The organism is Alphaproteobacteria bacterium, from assembly GCA_039980135.1.
Classification (GTDB): Bacteria; Pseudomonadota; Alphaproteobacteria; order UBA6615; family UBA6615; genus UBA8079.
Window position 1 is genome coordinate 553,309 of record JBDXCV010000003.1, and the last position, 14,320, is coordinate 567,628.

Consider the following 14,320-nt stretch of genomic DNA (forward strand, 5'->3'; position numbering starts at 1 on the left):
CGATTTGCAGACTGCGCCGCAAGCAAAGCGACGCGGGGCGTCCCGGCCTAGTTCCGGATCAGGCGCGCGGCGAAGAACCCGTCCATGCCGCCGCGCTCGGACCAGTGGCAGGGCAAGGTCCGCAGGGTCCCAGCCGGCGTGATCGCGGCCGGTTTCAGCCCATCCAGCTCCGGCCAGTCGTCGGCCGAGATCGGGTCGAGCGTGACCGGGGCGCCGGAGGCCAGAAGTGCATCGACGCGCGCGGTGCCTTCTTCCGGCTCCAGTGAGCAGACCGAATAGATGATGGTGCCGCCCGGGGCGACCATGTTGACCGCGGCCAACAGCAGCCGGTCCTGCAGCGCGGTGGCGGCCTTGATGTCGGCTTCGCGGCGGCGGTGGGGGATGTCGGGATGGCGACGGATCGTGCCGGTGGCCGTGCACGGCGCGTCGAGTAAAACCGCGTCGGCCGGGGTCGCGGGCCGCCATTGGGTCGCATCGGCATCGACGATATCCGCGATCAGGCCGGTGCGCGCGAGATTTTCCTGGAGCGCCGACAACCGCTGGTTGGAGATGTCGACCGCCGTGACGGCAGGCCCGCGATTGGCCAGCTGCATCGTCTTGCCGCCCGGTGCGGCACAGAGGTCGATGACCCGCGCCTCGGCATCGTCGCGCAGCAGCTTCGCCGGCAGGGACGCCGCCACGTCCTGGACCCACCAGATTCCGTCGTCGAAACCCGGCAGTTCGGAAATGCGTCCGCCGGTCGGCCGGCGCAGGGTGCCGCCGGGCAGGATCTCGGCGTCGAGTTTTGCCGCCCATTCCGCCGGGTCGGCGCGTTTGGCCAGGGTAAGGTCGAGTGGTGGCTCGATCAGGTGGGCGTCGGCGATCGCGCGGGCGGTGTCGGCGCCATAGACATCCTGCCAGCGCTTGAGCATCCAGTTGGGCGTGTTGATCTCGCCCGGCGATCGGGTGCCCTCGCGACTTTCCGGCTCACGGCCGATCCGCCGCAGCACCGCGTTCACCAGCCCCTTGAGGGCGCCGCGCCGGTACTTGCCGGCCAGGCGCACCGCACCATCCACGGCGGCATGGGCCGGGGTCTCCAGGAACAGCAGTTCGGCGGTGCCGATCCGCAATATGTTGCGGACATGGGCGTGGCGGCCGGCCAGCGGCCGGTCAAGGCATTCCGAGATTCGCGCATCGACCTCGCCGAGGCGGCGCAGCACGGTCGCGATGATCCGGCGCGCCTGGGCGCGGTCGCGCGGGTCGAGCTTCGCCATGGTGCGGTCGGCGGCGAGGGTCGTATCCAGGGGTTTTCCGTCGTCGAGGACGGCGTCGAGGATCTGGCAGGCGGCGGTGCGGGAATCGGACATGATGCTTTATGGCGCGCTTTATGCCCCAAAAACAAATCGACCGCAGCCGGTCATCGAACCCGCTGCGGTCGAATGGCTGGAACCGGCGGGAACTAGGCCGCCGTTTTGTCTTTCCGGATATACGCCATGGCGCAATGCTCCGCGCAGTAGGGCCGCCCGGGAACGGTATCGGCCTCGCAGAAGCTGAAATCTGAATCGCCGGGGTCGCCGATCGGCCACAGGCAGTCGGAGACGTCGCCGCCACGCCGCGCCAATGGCGGGATCGGCGCTTCCGGGATGCGTTTGCCGCCGTCCGGCACGATCTTTTCACCGCCGATTTCCTCATCGGCCATGGTCCCGCGCAAGGCCTTGGCCTCGAGTGCCCGGTCGATGGCCCTGTTCCGCCGGCGTGAACCGGTGCCATTGCCCCGGATGGGGGAAGGCCGGCTCTCCAGGCCGAGCCGGTGTGCCTTGCCGATCACCGCGTTGCGCGTCACGCCGCCCAACTGTACGGCGATCTGGCTCGCACTCAGGCCCTTGGCCCACAAATCCCGCAACATTGTTACCCGTTCGTCAGTCCAAGACATGTCCGGTTCCTGTTCGTTTCTTATTGCCCCAACGGCCGCCGAGCGCGACCTTGATCCCGGGCGAAGCCTAGATCATGTAGGAACAGGGGGGCAAGTACACAAAATGGGGTATGAACCCCAATATGTGGACAATCTGTTAGCCGAATACCCAGATTTTGGGGGTTTTTGGCTGTACTCATGTTCATTTTCGTGCCCAGGGGCCGCCGGATCGTCCGCCGGCGGGTGTCCCTGATCGCGACCATGGCCCGCCGGTGGTCGGGGCTGTATCTCCCGGTTTTCCGTGACCCCCGGACATTTCCCGCAGGCGTGCGACCCTGTTTGCGGTATTCGGGTGGGTTGAAAACAAGCTGTCATGCTTGTGGGTGTGCAGCGGGTTGACGATGAACATGTGCGCGGTCGCCGGGTTATGCTCAGCGGCCTGGTTGTCGATGCGTTTCGACCCCGCCTCGAGCTTCTCCAGCGCACTGGCCAGCCATTCCGGATCGCCGCAGATCAGCGCCCCTTCCCGGTCGGCCTGATACTCGCGGTTGCGGCTGATTGCCATCTGCACCAGCATCGCGGCGAGAGGCGCCAGAATCATCATGGCGATGGTGCCGAGGAGGCCGAACGGACTGTTGCGGTTGCCGCCAAAGAACAGCGCGAAGTTGGCCAGCATGGAAATCGCGCCGGCAAAGGTCGCGGTGATGGTCATGATCAGCGTGTCGCGGTTCTTCACATGCGCCAGTTCATGGGCCATGACGCCCGCGACTTCGCGTTCGTTCATCAGTTGCAGCAGGCCGGACGTCGCGGCGACGGCGGCATTGTTGGGGCCGCGACCGGTCGCGAACGCGTTGGGCTGGGGGTTGTCGATGATATAGACCCGGGGCATCGGCAGCCCGTCGCGGTCGGCCAGCTGGGCGACGATCCGATAGAGCGGATGGGTCGGATCATTGAGTTCGCGGGCCTTGTAGTAGCGCAGGACGGCGCTGCCCGAGTTCCACCAGGCGAAAATATTGATCGCCGCGGCGACGGCCAGCGCGATCACGATTCCCTGGGGGCCGGCCAGCAGGAATCCGCCGACCATGAAGATCGCGGTCAGGGCGGCCAGCAGCAGCGCGGTACGGAAATAGTTCGACATGGTGGTCCCGTATGGTCCTGTTTTGTCTGAATGCGTGTCGGCTACTCAATGTGGGGGCGCGTCGGCTGCAAGCAATACCCTGCAAACCTGTGGCAAACCCTTGGCAAACAGGGCCTGATCGTCCATATCAACGTCATGTCCGATAAACATGACAAATCGCCCGACGTGCAGACGCGTCCGCCACCGCAGTACCGCGTCCGCAAGCCGGAGGGAGAGACTTCAGCACCGAAATCCGCCCAAAATACGGCGGACAAGTCAGCCGGAATGCAGGTTGCGGACGCATCGAAGGCCGACGGAACAGGCAAGGCCACGGAAATCGGCGGCCCCAAGGGACCGGAACCGACCCGGTTCGGCGACTGGGAACGCGACGGACGCTGCGTCGATTTCTGACACGAAAAAAGAATGCCCGACACGCTGAACGACGTGGTGCCCGCATCGGGGATGGTGGTCATCGCCGATCTGGAATACACGTCCTGGGAAGGTGCGCAGGAAAGCGGCTGGGCCGCGCCGGGCCAGTTCCGCGAGATCGTGCAGATCGGCGCGGTGCGGGTCGATGCAGGCGATCACTTTTCGGAGTGCGCGGATTTCTCAATGCTCGTCCGGCCGACGATCAACCCCGAACTGTCCAACTACTTCACGGCCCTGACCGGCATCACCAATGAATCCGTCGCGCGCGATGGCGTGGGTCTGGCAGAGGCGCTGACCGCCTTCGCGGGTTTCGTGCGCGGAGACATTGTCCTGTCCCACGGGCGCGACGAGCTGGTGATCGGCGAGGACTGTGCGCTGAAGGAACTCGACAATCCGTTTGCGTCTGCGGACTGGCGGGACATCAACCCGCCGATCCGCCGGGTCACTGACGAACATCTGATGAGCTCGGAGTTGCCCGCGTTCTTCGGTCTCGATCCGGTTGGCCCGGCCCATGACGCCCTGGCCGACGCGCGCGCGTTGGCAAAAGTGCTGGCACATCTCAGGAACGAGGATCGCGACTGATTTTCCCCGGTCGGTTCAGCCCTTCGGAATTTCCGCCACCACGTCGAGCATCCGGCCCGCGGGGCCGAACTCGCCGAGCGCCGCACCGATCTGCTCGGCGTTGGAATCACGGAAGTCGATGAAATCCTGGTGCGTGTCCCAGCGCATGTAGTTCAGCACCGTGCCCGTTGCGGCTTCGACGTGGACCGTCGCGCCGTGAAATTCCGGCTGGGCCGCGACAAGCGTCCCGGTGATCTTCTGTACCGCGGCGGCACAGGCCTCCACGCGCTCGGGGCCGACGGCGAATTCCACCATAACGATTTGCATCAGTCTTTTTCCTCGTCCGTTTGATCCTTGGTTTCGTCGGTGCCGCGTGTGTTCTCACGCAGGCGGTCGAAGTCGAAGGCCGTCGATTCGTGCCGCGTGAACGCGGGTTCGGCCGGTTGCGGGCGGGCGGCGGGTTTCGCCGGGGCCGGGCGCGCCGGCGTGTCGTCGCGGTTCTCTGGTTCTTTTGCCGCCGGCCTTGGCGCGGCGGGCTTGGGTGCGGCGGGCTTCGGCGCGGCCGGCCTGGGAGCTTCGGATCGCGGCGCGGATGCCCGCGGGGCTTCCGTCTGTCGGGTCTGCGGTCGTTGGGCTTCCGGCGGCGGGGTGCGCGGCGCGGGGGGGGCCGGGACCGTGTCGTCCGGTCTTGCCCCGCGTCGTCGGGTGTCACGGTCGGGCGCGTCTGTCGGTGGGGGCGTGTTCGGTGGCGCCGTCTCGTCCCGCTCGACGGTCGCGCCCAGCTTGGCCCAGTCTATATGGGTGTCGTGGACGGCCTCATGGCGTGAGGCCTGTTCGCGCCGTGCCGGTGCGGCGGGCGCCGCCTCGGGTTCCCGGGGTCGCGCCGCAGGTCTGGCCGGCGGCTCGGGCGGGGTGTCGCGCATGACCGGTTCGCGCGGCGCTGTCGCATCATGTTCGGGTGCGGCGCCCGGCGAGGCGTCCTGCATGGCGCCCTGTGCGGTGTCGCGGCGGCGGCGCTTGCGGAGCCAGGGCGCCTTCTGGCGGCGTCTTCCGGCGGGTTTCTCGCCAGCGGGTCTTTCGGCGGGTCTCTCGTCGACTCTTTCGGCAGAACGATCCGGGGACGAGTCCGGACGGGCTTCTACGTCCGGCGCATCTGCAATCGTCTGCCGCACTTCGGGTTGCGGGGATACGCGAGGCCGGTCTTGCGCTTCGCGGGGCGCGGGATCGACCGCCGGCGGGTCCTGGCGCGACGGCGCATCGTCGGGTTCCCGCCGGTCGTCAAATTCCGGTTTGCTGTCAAAGGCCGGTTCCGGATCGAGTTTCGTTGCTTCGTTGAATTCGGGTTCGTCATCGCGCGCGTAGGCGCCCTGCGCCGGTTCGTCGGAATACGCTGAAGGCTCGGCCGTGCGATCCTGCTGTTCAGGTTCGAAGGCGGTGAATTCGTCGGGCTGTACCGGGGCAGCCACATTGGCGGGACGCCGGCCAAACAGCGTTCCCAGCATCACCAGCACCAGTGCTGTACCGAGAAGCCCGGTCGCGAGCCACATCTCGGGGAGGGGCAGGCGCGGTACGACCGCCGGCGCGGCGAACCGGGCGACGAGCACCGTGACCAGCAATATTGTCGCAAGGACGCCGAGCCCGACGTCGACGATGGCCAGCCAGATCATGGTGAAGGAGGCACCGAGCATGGCCATGGCCGCGCAGGTGAGGACCAGCAGGATGAGTTGGCCCTGGGTGTAGGGCCAGACGAAAACGTCTGTCGATGTCGCGGATGGCGCAAACATGATGTCGGTGCCGGCCATCAGGCCGGTGGTGATCAGCAGGAATAAGAATGTCGTCGCCAGGACATGCTGGTGCCGCCGGGGGCCGAACAGGCGGGCGATAATAAAGCCGCCCAGCCCCAGACAAATGGCCGCCGCGACGTTCGGTTCGAGGCCGAACCCTTCGAGCGGGCTCCTGCGGGCGAAATCACCCAGATAAGCGGTCGCCGTGTATCCGGTGAGCGCCATCGCGACCAGCAGTGCGTATATTTGCGGCCCGGTGAGGATGAAGCCCAACGCGGCGCGTGCATCCGCGCGCAGTTCGGCGGAGAACAGCGCATTGGGCCGTCCGCCGCGCGCGCGCCCCATCGCCCGGAACAGGCTCAACACGAGGAGCACGGTCAGGATGATCGCCAGCCAAGCCATCGGCGCGACGGCGCCCAGGCCGAAATTGTCCGTGAGAGCTGCGATGCGGCCCTCGGCCTCGGGGCGGGTCAGCATGCCGATGAGGGCAACCACGATGAACGGGCCGAGGATCAGGCCCGGCATGCCGGCGGCGATCTGGCGATGGGATCCGTAATGGCCGAGCACGAGTATGGGCAATATCAGCAAGGCGCCGGCGGCCAGGTTGAGCGTGGCACGGCCCCACCCGAATGTCTGTGGCGATCCGATGGCCAGCATCGCCGCGACGGCGACGACGATGGTCAGCACGGCCAGGAACATCGATTTGCGCCCGCCGATGATATAGGCGAACAGCAGGCCGATGATGCTGCCGGCGACCACGGCGCCCGGTTGTCCCGCAAACGAGAGGGATGCGGACGCGGCGCCGACGGCGCTTGCCCCGTTCCCCGTGCCCGCAACCGACAGACTCTGCATAACTGGGACGAGCGCGGCCGGGAGCGCGACCAACAGGACGAGAGAGGTCAGCGGCAAGCGCACGTGCGCGATGTCATCGGGCTCGTATGTCACAACAATGCCTACATACCTTTGTATGTGTGCGTCGGGCTACCTGTTCTGCCGATTTTCGACGAGATCGTCTACCACACTCGGGTCAGCCAGAGTGGAAGTATCGCCCAGCTGATCATGCTCATTGGCCGCGATCTTGCGCAGGATGCGGCGCATGATCTTGCCCGACCGGGTCTTGGGCAGGGCGGGCGCCCACTGCAGCAGATCCGGGGTCGCGATCGGCCCGATCTCCTTGCGCACGAATTTGATCAGCTCGTTAAGCAGCGCGTCGTTGCTCTCGACCCCCGCCTTGAGGGTGACATAGGCGTAGATGCCCTGCCCCTTGATATCGTGGGGATAGCCGACGACGGCGGCCTCGGCGACATCGTCATGCTCGACGAGCGCGCTTTCCACTTCCGCGGTGCCCATCCGGTGGCCCGAGACGTTGATGACGTCATCGACGCGTCCCGTGATCCAGTAGTAGCCGTCCTCGTCGCGCCGGCAGCCGTCGCCGGTGAAGAACCGGCCGGGGTAGGCCGTGAAGTACGTCTCGGCGAAGCGCTTGTGGTCGCCATAGACCGTACGCATCTGGCCGGGCCAGCCGCCGTCGATGCACAGGATGCCCTCGCACGCGCCTTCGAGCTCGTTGCCTTCGGCATCGACGATGATCGGTTTGACCCCGAAGAACGGCAGGGTCGCCGATCCGGGTTTCAGCATCGTGGCACCGGGCAGTGGCGTCAGCAAAATGCCGCCGGTCTCGGTCTGCCACCATGTATCGACGATCGGGCAGCGATCGTCGCCGACCACCTGGTGATACCAGTGCCAGGCCTCCGGGTTGATCGGCTCACCGACCGTGCCGAGCAGGCGGATGGATTCGCGCGATGTCTTCTTCACCGGCTCGTCGCCCTCGCGCATCAGCGCGCGGATTGCCGTCGGGGCGGTGTAGTAGATGTTGACCTGGTGCTTGTCACAGACTTCCCAGTGGCGCGATGCGTCCGGGTAGTTGGGCAGACCCTCGAAGATCAGGGTCGTGGCGCCGTTCGCCAGCGGTCCGTAGACGATATAGCTGTGGCCGGTGATCCAGCCGCAATCCGCCGTGCACCAGTAGATATCGCCGTCGTGATAATCGAAAACATACTGGTGGGTCATCGACGCATAGACCATGTAACCGCCGGTCGTGTGGAGCACACCCTTCGGTTTGCCGGTCGAGCCCGAGGTGTAGAGGATGAACAGCGGGTCCTCGGCATTCATCGGCTCGGGCGGGCAGTCCGCCGACTGGGCGTCGCACAGCTCGTGGTACCAGACGTCGCGCCCCTCGACCCAGTTGATGTCGGCGCCGGTGCGGTTGACCACGACGACCTTGTCGACGTGCCCGGCGGTCAGCTTCTCGATGGCCTGATCGACATTGTCCTTGAGCGGAATGGTGCGGCCGCCGCGCAGTCCCTCGTCCGACGTGATGACGAAGGAGGATTCGCAATCCTCGATGCGTCCGGCGATCGAGTCCGGTGAGAAGCCGCCGAAGACGACGGAATGCACCGCACCGATGCGCGCGCAGGCCAGCATGGTGATGGCGATCTCGGGGATCATTGGCAGGTAGACCGTCACCCGGTCGCCCTTCTTGACGCCGAGGGACTTGAGGCCGTTGGCGAACTTGCAGACCCGTTCGTACAGATCGTTGTAGTTGAGCTTGGCGTCGTCCTTGGGGTCGTCGCCTTCCCAGATGATCGCGGTCTGGTCGCCACGCGCGGGAAGGTGCCGGTCGAGGCAGTTCGCCGACGCGTTCAGCACACCGTCATAGTACCACTTGATGTGCAGATCGGACGCGTCCCACGACACATCGCTGACATGGGTGTAGGGCTTGATCCAGTCGAGGCGTTTGCCTTCCTCGCCCCAGAACCCCTCCGGATCGTCGATCGAGCGCCGGTACATCTCCTGATACTTTGCGTTGTCGGCCCAGGCGCGGTTTGCCCATTCGTCCGGGACGGGAAACTTTTCGCGGAACATGGCGCGGTCTCTCCCCTGATTTGATCGCGTTGTCCGGCGTTTCTTGCGCCCGGGTCCGCCCTGCGAGGGTGGGCCCGATGCCGCCGGTTTCGTTGCGCCGCATTATCGGGAAATCGGCGCGCCCAGACAACCGCCCGCAGCGTCCGGCGTCGCGTTCTTTTTTGTTGAGCAGCGGTTCCTAGGCGCCGAAGAGGACCATGCCGTCATCGTCGATCATCACCGGGAGCGGTCTCAGGGATTTGCCGACGCACGGTCCCTTCACGCAATAGCCGTCTTCCTTGCGGAACATGGCCCAGTGGGTCGAGCATTGGATCAGCTTGCGATCGACGTCGAGAAAGGTGTCGGGCTTCAGTTCCAGATATGTGCCCTGATGCGGGCAGATATTCATGTAGCAGAACAGGGAACCGGCCTCGTCGCCCGGGATGATGAAGATCGGCATCGTCGCATCCGGGTTGTCCTTGAAGATGTGATGCAGGACGAATCCCTTGCCGGCTTCGCCGATCTCGTCGGCGTGACAAAGGACGCGGCGGTTGCCGCGCATCACCGGCTTGGTGATATCGTCACTCTCGGTGTTCATGGTTTCACACCGGCCATCCGGCACACCTCGCGCCATTCGGCGGCCTTCACTGGCTGCACCGACAGGCGCGAATTGTTGACGAGCACCATGTCGGCGAGCTTTGGGTTCGACTTGACGTCGGCGAGCGTGACCGGGGTCTCCACGGGCTTGACGGTCTTGATGTCGACCATGCCGAAGCGGCCGGATTCGTCGGTGTGATCGGGGTAGTGCGTCCGCACCACCTCGACGATCCCGACGACCTGCTTCTCGTTCACCGAATGATAGAAGAAGCCTTTGTCGCCGACCTTCATGGCCTTCATGTTGTTGTTGGCCTGATGGTTCCGGACCCCGTCCCAATGCTCGGTGCCCTTCTTGACCTGGTCGTCCCACGACCAGGTACCCGGTTCGGTTTTGAAGAGCCAGTACGCCATATGTCTTCTTCCTTTCAGTCGTCTTCATCTTTCGAGACGGCGCCGCGAGCCGCTTCTCGAGGTGAGAATATAGTCAAAAAGTCAGGCTGAGGAGGTCTGCGTCCAAAGAAAGCAGGCCGTCTCGACGCATTGTGAAATCAACCCTCGGCGCGCAGGGGCCGCGCCAGAATTGCGGTGATGGTTTCGTCGACGTCGGCGTCGTCATGGAGGATCGCGCTGACCGCGGCGCAGATCGGCATCTCGACGCCAAGCGCCGCCGCGCGGGTCAGGACGGCAGGTGCGGTGGTGGCGCCCTCGGCGACGGAAGATTTTCCGGCGATCGCATCGGCATAGGAGGAGCCGGACCCGAGGGACTTGCCGAGGCTGTAGTTGCGCGATGCCGTCGAGGTACAGGTCAGGGTCAGGTCGCCCAATCCGGACAGGCCCATCAAGGTACGCGGGTCCGCGCCGAGTGCGGCGGCGAAGCGCGTGATCTCGGCCAGCCCGCGTGCGATGACGGCGGCGCGGGCGTTCTGGCCCAGCGCACGGCCCTCGACGATCCCGCAGGCGATGGCGATCACGTTTTTTATCGCGCCGCCGACTTCGGCGCCGACCAGGTCGGTCGCGGTGTAGGGCCGGAACGAGGGTGTGCCGAGCGCAGCGGCGAGGCCGGCCGCCGTGCCGGCATTGGTGCAGGCCAGCGTGACCGCTGTCGGAAGCCCGCGCGCAACTTCGGCGGCAAAGGTTGGGCCGGAAAGCACGGCCAGTTCCGTGTCGGGTGCCGTTTCTTCCGCCACCTCGTTCATCAGTTTGCCGGTGTCGAGCTCGATCCCTTTCGAGCAGATGATCAGGGGTGTGTCCGGCGCTGGTGCCAATGCTGTCAGCGTGGTGCGCAGGAACTGCGCGGGTGTGACCATCACGATTGCGTCGGCCTCGTCGGCGGCATGGGAAATATCGTCGGTTGCCGTGATCGCCGGATCGAGTGCGATACCGGGCAGGAAAATCCTGTTCTCATGGCTATCATTGATGGCGGCGGCCGTTTCGGCCTCATGGGCGTGGATCACCACGTCGCGCCCGGCCCGGCGCGCCACGGCGGCAAGCGCGGTGCCCCAGGCGCCCGCACCGATCACGGCTATGCGTTGCATCGGCGGGCTCCTAGCTCAGATTGATCGCGACGGAAATGCGCGTACCGTCGCCGAAATAGGGTCGCACGGCGTGGGAGACCCAGGACGGGAACATCAGCACGGTGCCGGGCTTGGGGCTGATCGACTCGCTGGCACCGAACGCGGCACCGCCGGGCACATTGGGCACCAGTTCGGGCCTGAACATCGCCGGCGCGACGCCGCGCGGATCCTGCAGTTCGAACTGTCCGCCCAGCGAGGGGTCGCCGGCGGCGCCGCCATCGTCGACATAATACACGGCAGACCAGACGCAGCCCGGATGGGTGTGGAACTCGTTGCCATGTCCCGAGCGGTTGACGTTGGCCCAGGCGTTCATGCGCCAGGTCTGGGGGGCCGGTTTGCCGTGGCGGTCGATGGTCAGGGTGTCGGCCATGTGACGTACGAAAGAAAGAAGATAATCCGCCGCGTCTCCACCCCAGTCCGCCATGTCCCAGCTCGATTGCCAGCCGCCGAGATTGGAATGGGCAGTGGACGGCTCCTGTTCGGCGCGGGCCAGGATGGTCTCGCGCAGCGCAGCGCTGATGCGTTTGTCCTCGGGCAGGGTCGCGATCGCCACTGGTGTGGCGAACAACGGCTGGATATCGATCTTGGTATTTGGTGTGGCGTCCGCGGCCATGATGATTGTCTCCCGGCGCGCGCAGCTTATTCCGCGGCGTGCAGTTCGGCCAGCGGCCAGCGCGGGCGCGGCCGGAAGTCGAGCGGGTCGGTGGCTCCCGTGCGCAGCCGCTCGACGCCCGCCCACGCGACCATCGCGGCGTTGTCGGTGCACAGCGCCGGCGGCGGGGCGACCATGGAGGCGCCCTGTGCCTTGCCGACCGCGGTCAATGCCGCGCGCAGCGTCTTGTTGGCAGCCACGCCGCCTGCCGCCACCAAAATCGGCGGCACGTCGGGGTGGCGCGCGGTGAATTCGGCCAGCGCATGTCGGCACCGGTCGGCGAGGACGTCGGCGACGGCGGCTTGGAAACCGGCGGCGAGGTCGGCGGCGTCCTGCGCAGTCGGGTCGCGGCCAAGATCGAGTGCCGCCTGTCGGACGGCCGTCTTCAGGCCGGAAAACGAAAAATCACAGCCCGGCCGGCCCTTGAGTGGCCGGGGCAGCCGGAAGCGTTCCGGATCACCGTCGAGCGCCGCGGCCTCGACGGCGGGGCCGCCGGGAAAACCGAGGCCGAGAAGCTTCGCCGTCTTGTCGAAGGCCTCGCCGACCGCGTCATCCATCGTCGTGCCGAGCAGCACATGACGTCCGACATCCTCGACGATCAACAACTGGCAATGGCCGCCCGAGATCAGCAGCAGCAAATACGGAAAAGCCACATCGTCGGTGAGCCGCGCCGTCAGCGCATGGGCTTCGAGATGATTGACCGCGATGAAAGGGAGATCGCGCGCTACCGCGATGGCCTTGGCCGTCATCACCCCGACGATCACCCCGCCGATCAGACCCGGTCCGCCGGTCGCGGCGATGCCGTCGAGCATGTCCAGATCGATGCCGGCCTCGTCGCGTGCCCGCGCGATGATCGAATCCAGATGCTCGAGATGCGCGCGTGCGGCGATCTCCGGGACCACGCCACCGAACGGCCGGTGATCGTCGAGTTGGCTGAGCACGACGTTCGACAAGATCGACCGGTCGTCGGACACGATCGCGGCCGCCGTCTCGTCACAGCTGGTTTCAATTCCGAGGACAAGCATGGGGATCATATACCCCATTTGAAGGGCGGCGTCGCACCGTCACGAGCGCGCCATCGAGAAGCGGTTTTGCAATCGGCGCGCATGCGGCTATGAGTTTTACATGAATGACACGAAACTCCGTATTGGCACCCGGGGCAGCCCGCTCGCCCTGTACCAGGCGAACGCGGTGCGCGACCTGCTGGCCGCCGCGAACCCCGGCGCCCCTGCAGCCGAGATCGTCCCGATCCGCACCACGGGTGACGCGGTCACGGACCGCCCGCTGGCCGAGCTCGGCGGGAAAGGGTTGTTCACGAAGGAAATCGACCGCGCACAGCTGGATGGAGAGATCGATATCGCGGTGCATTCGGCAAAGGATATGGAAACCTGGCTCGTCGACGGCATCACCATCGGTGCGGCATTGGAACGCGAAGACCCGCGCGATGCGCTGATCGGTGCGAACGCCATCGCTTCGATTCCCAAGGGCGGTCGCGTCGGCACCGCCTCCCTGCGCCGGCGTGCGCAGTTGCTCGCGCTGCGGCCGGATCTGGAGACGGTTCTGTTTCGCGGCAACGTGGAGACCCGGCTGCGCAAACTCCGCGACGGCGAGGCGGACGCAACCCTGCTGGCCTATGCGGGCTTGCGTCGTTTGGGCCGGGACGACGCAGCCGATGCCATATTGGATGCGGGCGAAATGTTGCCGGCCGCGGGCCAGGGAATCATCGCGATCACCCATCGCGGTGACGATGCCCGCGCCGCCAGCGCGCTGCAGGTGATATCCCATGCGGAAGCGATGACATGCCTGCGTGCGGAGCGCGCCATGCTCGACGCGCTCGACGGGACCTGTCACACCCCGATCGCCGGGCTGGCGCGTCTGGATGGTGATGACTTGCATCTCACCGGCCTTGCCGCCTGGCCCGACGGGCGTGATCTCGTCCGTCTCTCGCAATCGGACCACGCATCGGACCCCGAGGCGTTGGGCAAAACCGTCGGTTCGGCACTACGCGCCCGCATGGGCCCTGAATTTTTCGCGGCCCTGGGCGGCTGACATGCTTGTGGCGGTGACCCGGCCCCGGCCTGACGCCGATGATACGGCCGCAGAACTTTCGGCGCGTGGCCACGACCCGATTGTGGCCCCGCTTCTGACGGTCACCATTCCGTCGGACGCGACACTCGACCTGGACACCGTACAGGCGATCCTGATTACCAGCGCGAACGGCGCGCGCGCCCTCGCGGCCGCGACCGACCGGCGCGATGTGCCGGTTTTCGCGGTCGGTCACGCAAGCGCGGCCGCCGCGCGGGGCTGCGGTTTCGATCGAACCGAGAGCGCCGATGGAGATGTAGCGGCGCTGGCCGAACTGGTCGCTTCCCGGCTTTCACCGCGCGACGGCGGGCTGCTTCACGTGGCCGGATCCGTTACCGCGGGGGACCTGTCGGGCATGCTCGGCAGTTCGGGGTTTACGGTGCGCCGGGCGGTCGCGTACCGCGCCGATCCCGTGACGGTGCTGCCCCCCGCAATGACGGCGCCGCTGCGATCCGGCACGCTCGGTGCGGTGTTGTTCTATTCACCGCGTACGGCGGCGCAATTCGTGAAACTCGTTGCCGAGGACAGCCTGTCGGAGGCGTGCGTCGGGGTGACCGCCATCGCACTTTCCCAGGCGGTCGCCGACAAACTGGCGGCGGTGCCGTTCTCGGACGTCAGGATTGCGGAATCGCCGGACCAGCCAAGCCTGCTGCAAGCGTTGGACGGGCTGAACGCGTAGACGTACGCCTATAAAAATTGCCAGAAAACCGGGATTTTGTGGCGGAA

The 14,320-nt window shown here is 66.1% G+C and carries 15 protein-coding genes; 4 read left to right on the top strand and 11 right to left on the bottom strand.

Going from position 1 to position 14,320, the window contains the following annotated elements; all coding sequences use genetic code 11:
• Positions 1 to 47 precede the first annotated feature (47 nt).
• The 3 genes from ABJ363_04525 to htpX all read right to left on the bottom strand — a co-directional run bounded on the left by ABJ363_04525 (position 48) and on the right by htpX (position 3,029).
• Positions 48 to 1,346 (bottom strand): transcription antitermination factor NusB, encoded by a 1,299-nt coding sequence (locus tag ABJ363_04525; protein ID MEP4378245.1) that lies wholly within the window; start codon positions 1,344 to 1,346, stop codon positions 48 to 50.
• Between the two features lie 92 nt (positions 1,347 to 1,438).
• The gene (locus tag ABJ363_04530) at positions 1,439 to 1,912 is read right to left on the bottom strand and encodes a GcrA family cell cycle regulator (protein ID MEP4378246.1); all 474 of its coding nucleotides are present in this window, start codon (positions 1,910 to 1,912) and stop codon (positions 1,439 to 1,441) included.
• 181 nt (positions 1,913 to 2,093) lie between these two features.
• A complete protein-coding gene (htpX, locus tag ABJ363_04535; protein MEP4378247.1) occupies positions 2,094 to 3,029 on the bottom strand; it encodes a zinc metalloprotease HtpX in 936 nt (311 codons plus the stop codon).
• Positions 3,030 to 3,164: 135 nt separating this feature from the next.
• Between htpX and ABJ363_04540 the strand changes: the two genes are divergently transcribed.
• Together ABJ363_04540 and ABJ363_04545 are read left to right on the top strand one after the other, a co-directional pair.
• A complete protein-coding gene (locus ABJ363_04540) occupies positions 3,165 to 3,419 on the top strand; it encodes a succinate dehydrogenase assembly factor 4 (protein MEP4378248.1) in 255 nt (84 codons plus the stop codon).
• 12 nt (positions 3,420 to 3,431) lie between these two features.
• Positions 3,432 to 4,019 (top strand): exonuclease domain-containing protein, encoded by a 588-nt coding sequence (locus tag ABJ363_04545; GenBank protein MEP4378249.1) that lies wholly within the window; start codon positions 3,432 to 3,434, stop codon positions 4,017 to 4,019.
• 15 nt (positions 4,020 to 4,034) lie between these two features.
• Here the strand turns inward: ABJ363_04545 and ABJ363_04550 are convergent, their stop codons facing one another.
• The 8 genes from ABJ363_04550 to tsaD form a co-directional block, all read right to left on the bottom strand.
• Positions 4,035 to 4,325, bottom strand: a complete 291-nt coding sequence (locus ABJ363_04550; protein ID MEP4378250.1) for an antibiotic biosynthesis monooxygenase — start codon at positions 4,323 to 4,325, stop codon at positions 4,035 to 4,037.
• Positions 4,325 to 6,727, bottom strand: a complete 2,403-nt coding sequence (locus tag ABJ363_04555; GenBank protein ID MEP4378251.1) for a hypothetical protein — start codon at positions 6,725 to 6,727, stop codon at positions 4,325 to 4,327. Before ABJ363_04555 ends, ABJ363_04550 begins: the two co-directional genes overlap by 1 nt.
• Positions 6,728 to 6,763: 36 nt before the next feature.
• Entirely contained in the window at positions 6,764 to 8,707 is a 1,944-nt protein-coding gene (gene acs / locus ABJ363_04560) for an acetate--CoA ligase (protein MEP4378252.1), read from the bottom strand.
• A 178-nt stretch (positions 8,708 to 8,885) separates the two neighbouring features.
• Positions 8,886 to 9,284: a Rieske 2Fe-2S domain-containing protein gene (locus ABJ363_04565; protein ID MEP4378253.1), complete on the bottom strand. Its 399-nt coding sequence runs from the start codon at positions 9,282 to 9,284 to the stop codon at positions 8,886 to 8,888.
• A complete protein-coding gene (locus ABJ363_04570; protein MEP4378254.1) occupies positions 9,281 to 9,694 on the bottom strand; it encodes an EVE domain-containing protein in 414 nt (137 codons plus the stop codon). Before ABJ363_04570 ends, ABJ363_04565 begins: the two co-directional genes overlap by 4 nt.
• Positions 9,695 to 9,831: 137 nt before the next feature.
• The gene (locus ABJ363_04575; protein ID MEP4378255.1) at positions 9,832 to 10,818 is read right to left on the bottom strand and encodes an NAD(P)H-dependent glycerol-3-phosphate dehydrogenase; all 987 of its coding nucleotides are present in this window, start codon (positions 10,816 to 10,818) and stop codon (positions 9,832 to 9,834) included.
• Positions 10,819 to 10,828: 10 nt separating this feature from the next.
• On the bottom strand, positions 10,829 to 11,470 hold the full coding sequence (locus ABJ363_04580) for a TIGR02466 family protein (protein ID MEP4378256.1): 642 nt from the start codon (positions 11,468 to 11,470) through the stop codon (positions 10,829 to 10,831).
• A 26-nt stretch (positions 11,471 to 11,496) separates the two neighbouring features.
• Positions 11,497 to 12,534, bottom strand: a complete 1,038-nt coding sequence (gene tsaD / locus ABJ363_04585; protein MEP4378257.1) for a tRNA (adenosine(37)-N6)-threonylcarbamoyltransferase complex transferase subunit TsaD — start codon at positions 12,532 to 12,534, stop codon at positions 11,497 to 11,499.
• Positions 12,535 to 12,634: 100 nt separating this feature from the next.
• Between tsaD and hemC the strand changes: the two genes are divergently transcribed.
• Positions 12,635 to 13,558, top strand: coding sequence for a hydroxymethylbilane synthase (gene hemC / locus ABJ363_04590; GenBank protein ID MEP4378258.1), 924 nt, complete (start codon positions 12,635 to 12,637; stop codon positions 13,556 to 13,558).
• A 1-nt stretch (position 13,559) separates the two neighbouring features.
• Positions 13,560 to 14,273 carry a uroporphyrinogen-III synthase gene (locus ABJ363_04595; protein ID MEP4378259.1) on the top strand — a complete coding sequence of 238 codons (714 nt, stop codon included), beginning with the start codon at positions 13,560 to 13,562 and terminating at the stop codon, positions 14,271 to 14,273.
• Positions 14,274 to 14,320: the final 47 nt, after the last annotated feature.

Coding starts and splice junctions, on each gene's coding strand:
- ABJ363_04580 (MEP4378256.1), bottom strand. CDS start 11,470: ATGGCCGCGGACGCCACACCAAATACCAAGATCGATATCCAGCCGTTG.
- ABJ363_04570 (MEP4378254.1), bottom strand. CDS start 9,694: ATGGCGTACTGGCTCTTCAAAACCGAACCGGGTACCTGGTCGTGGGAC.
- ABJ363_04550 (MEP4378250.1), bottom strand. CDS start 4,325: ATGCAAATCGTTATGGTGGAATTCGCCGTCGGCCCCGAGCGCGTGGAG.
- ABJ363_04530 (MEP4378246.1), bottom strand. CDS start 1,912: ATGTCTTGGACTGACGAACGGGTAACAATGTTGCGGGATTTGTGGGCC.
- ABJ363_04540 (MEP4378248.1), top strand. CDS start 3,165: ATGTCCGATAAACATGACAAATCGCCCGACGTGCAGACGCGTCCGCCA.
- htpX (MEP4378247.1), bottom strand. CDS start 3,029: ATGTCGAACTATTTCCGTACCGCGCTGCTGCTGGCCGCCCTGACCGCG.
- ABJ363_04575 (MEP4378255.1), bottom strand. CDS start 10,818: ATGCAACGCATAGCCGTGATCGGTGCGGGCGCCTGGGGCACCGCGCTT.
- ABJ363_04525 (MEP4378245.1), bottom strand. CDS start 1,346: ATGTCCGATTCCCGCACCGCCGCCTGCCAGATCCTCGACGCCGTCCTC.
- ABJ363_04565 (MEP4378253.1), bottom strand. CDS start 9,284: ATGAACACCGAGAGTGACGATATCACCAAGCCGGTGATGCGCGGCAAC.
- ABJ363_04545 (MEP4378249.1), top strand. CDS start 3,432: ATGCCCGACACGCTGAACGACGTGGTGCCCGCATCGGGGATGGTGGTC.
- tsaD (MEP4378257.1), bottom strand. CDS start 12,534: ATGCTTGTCCTCGGAATTGAAACCAGCTGTGACGAGACGGCGGCCGCG.
- acs (MEP4378252.1), bottom strand. CDS start 8,707: ATGTTCCGCGAAAAGTTTCCCGTCCCGGACGAATGGGCAAACCGCGCC.
- ABJ363_04595 (MEP4378259.1), top strand. CDS start 13,560: ATGCTTGTGGCGGTGACCCGGCCCCGGCCTGACGCCGATGATACGGCC.
- hemC (MEP4378258.1), top strand. CDS start 12,635: ATGAATGACACGAAACTCCGTATTGGCACCCGGGGCAGCCCGCTCGCC.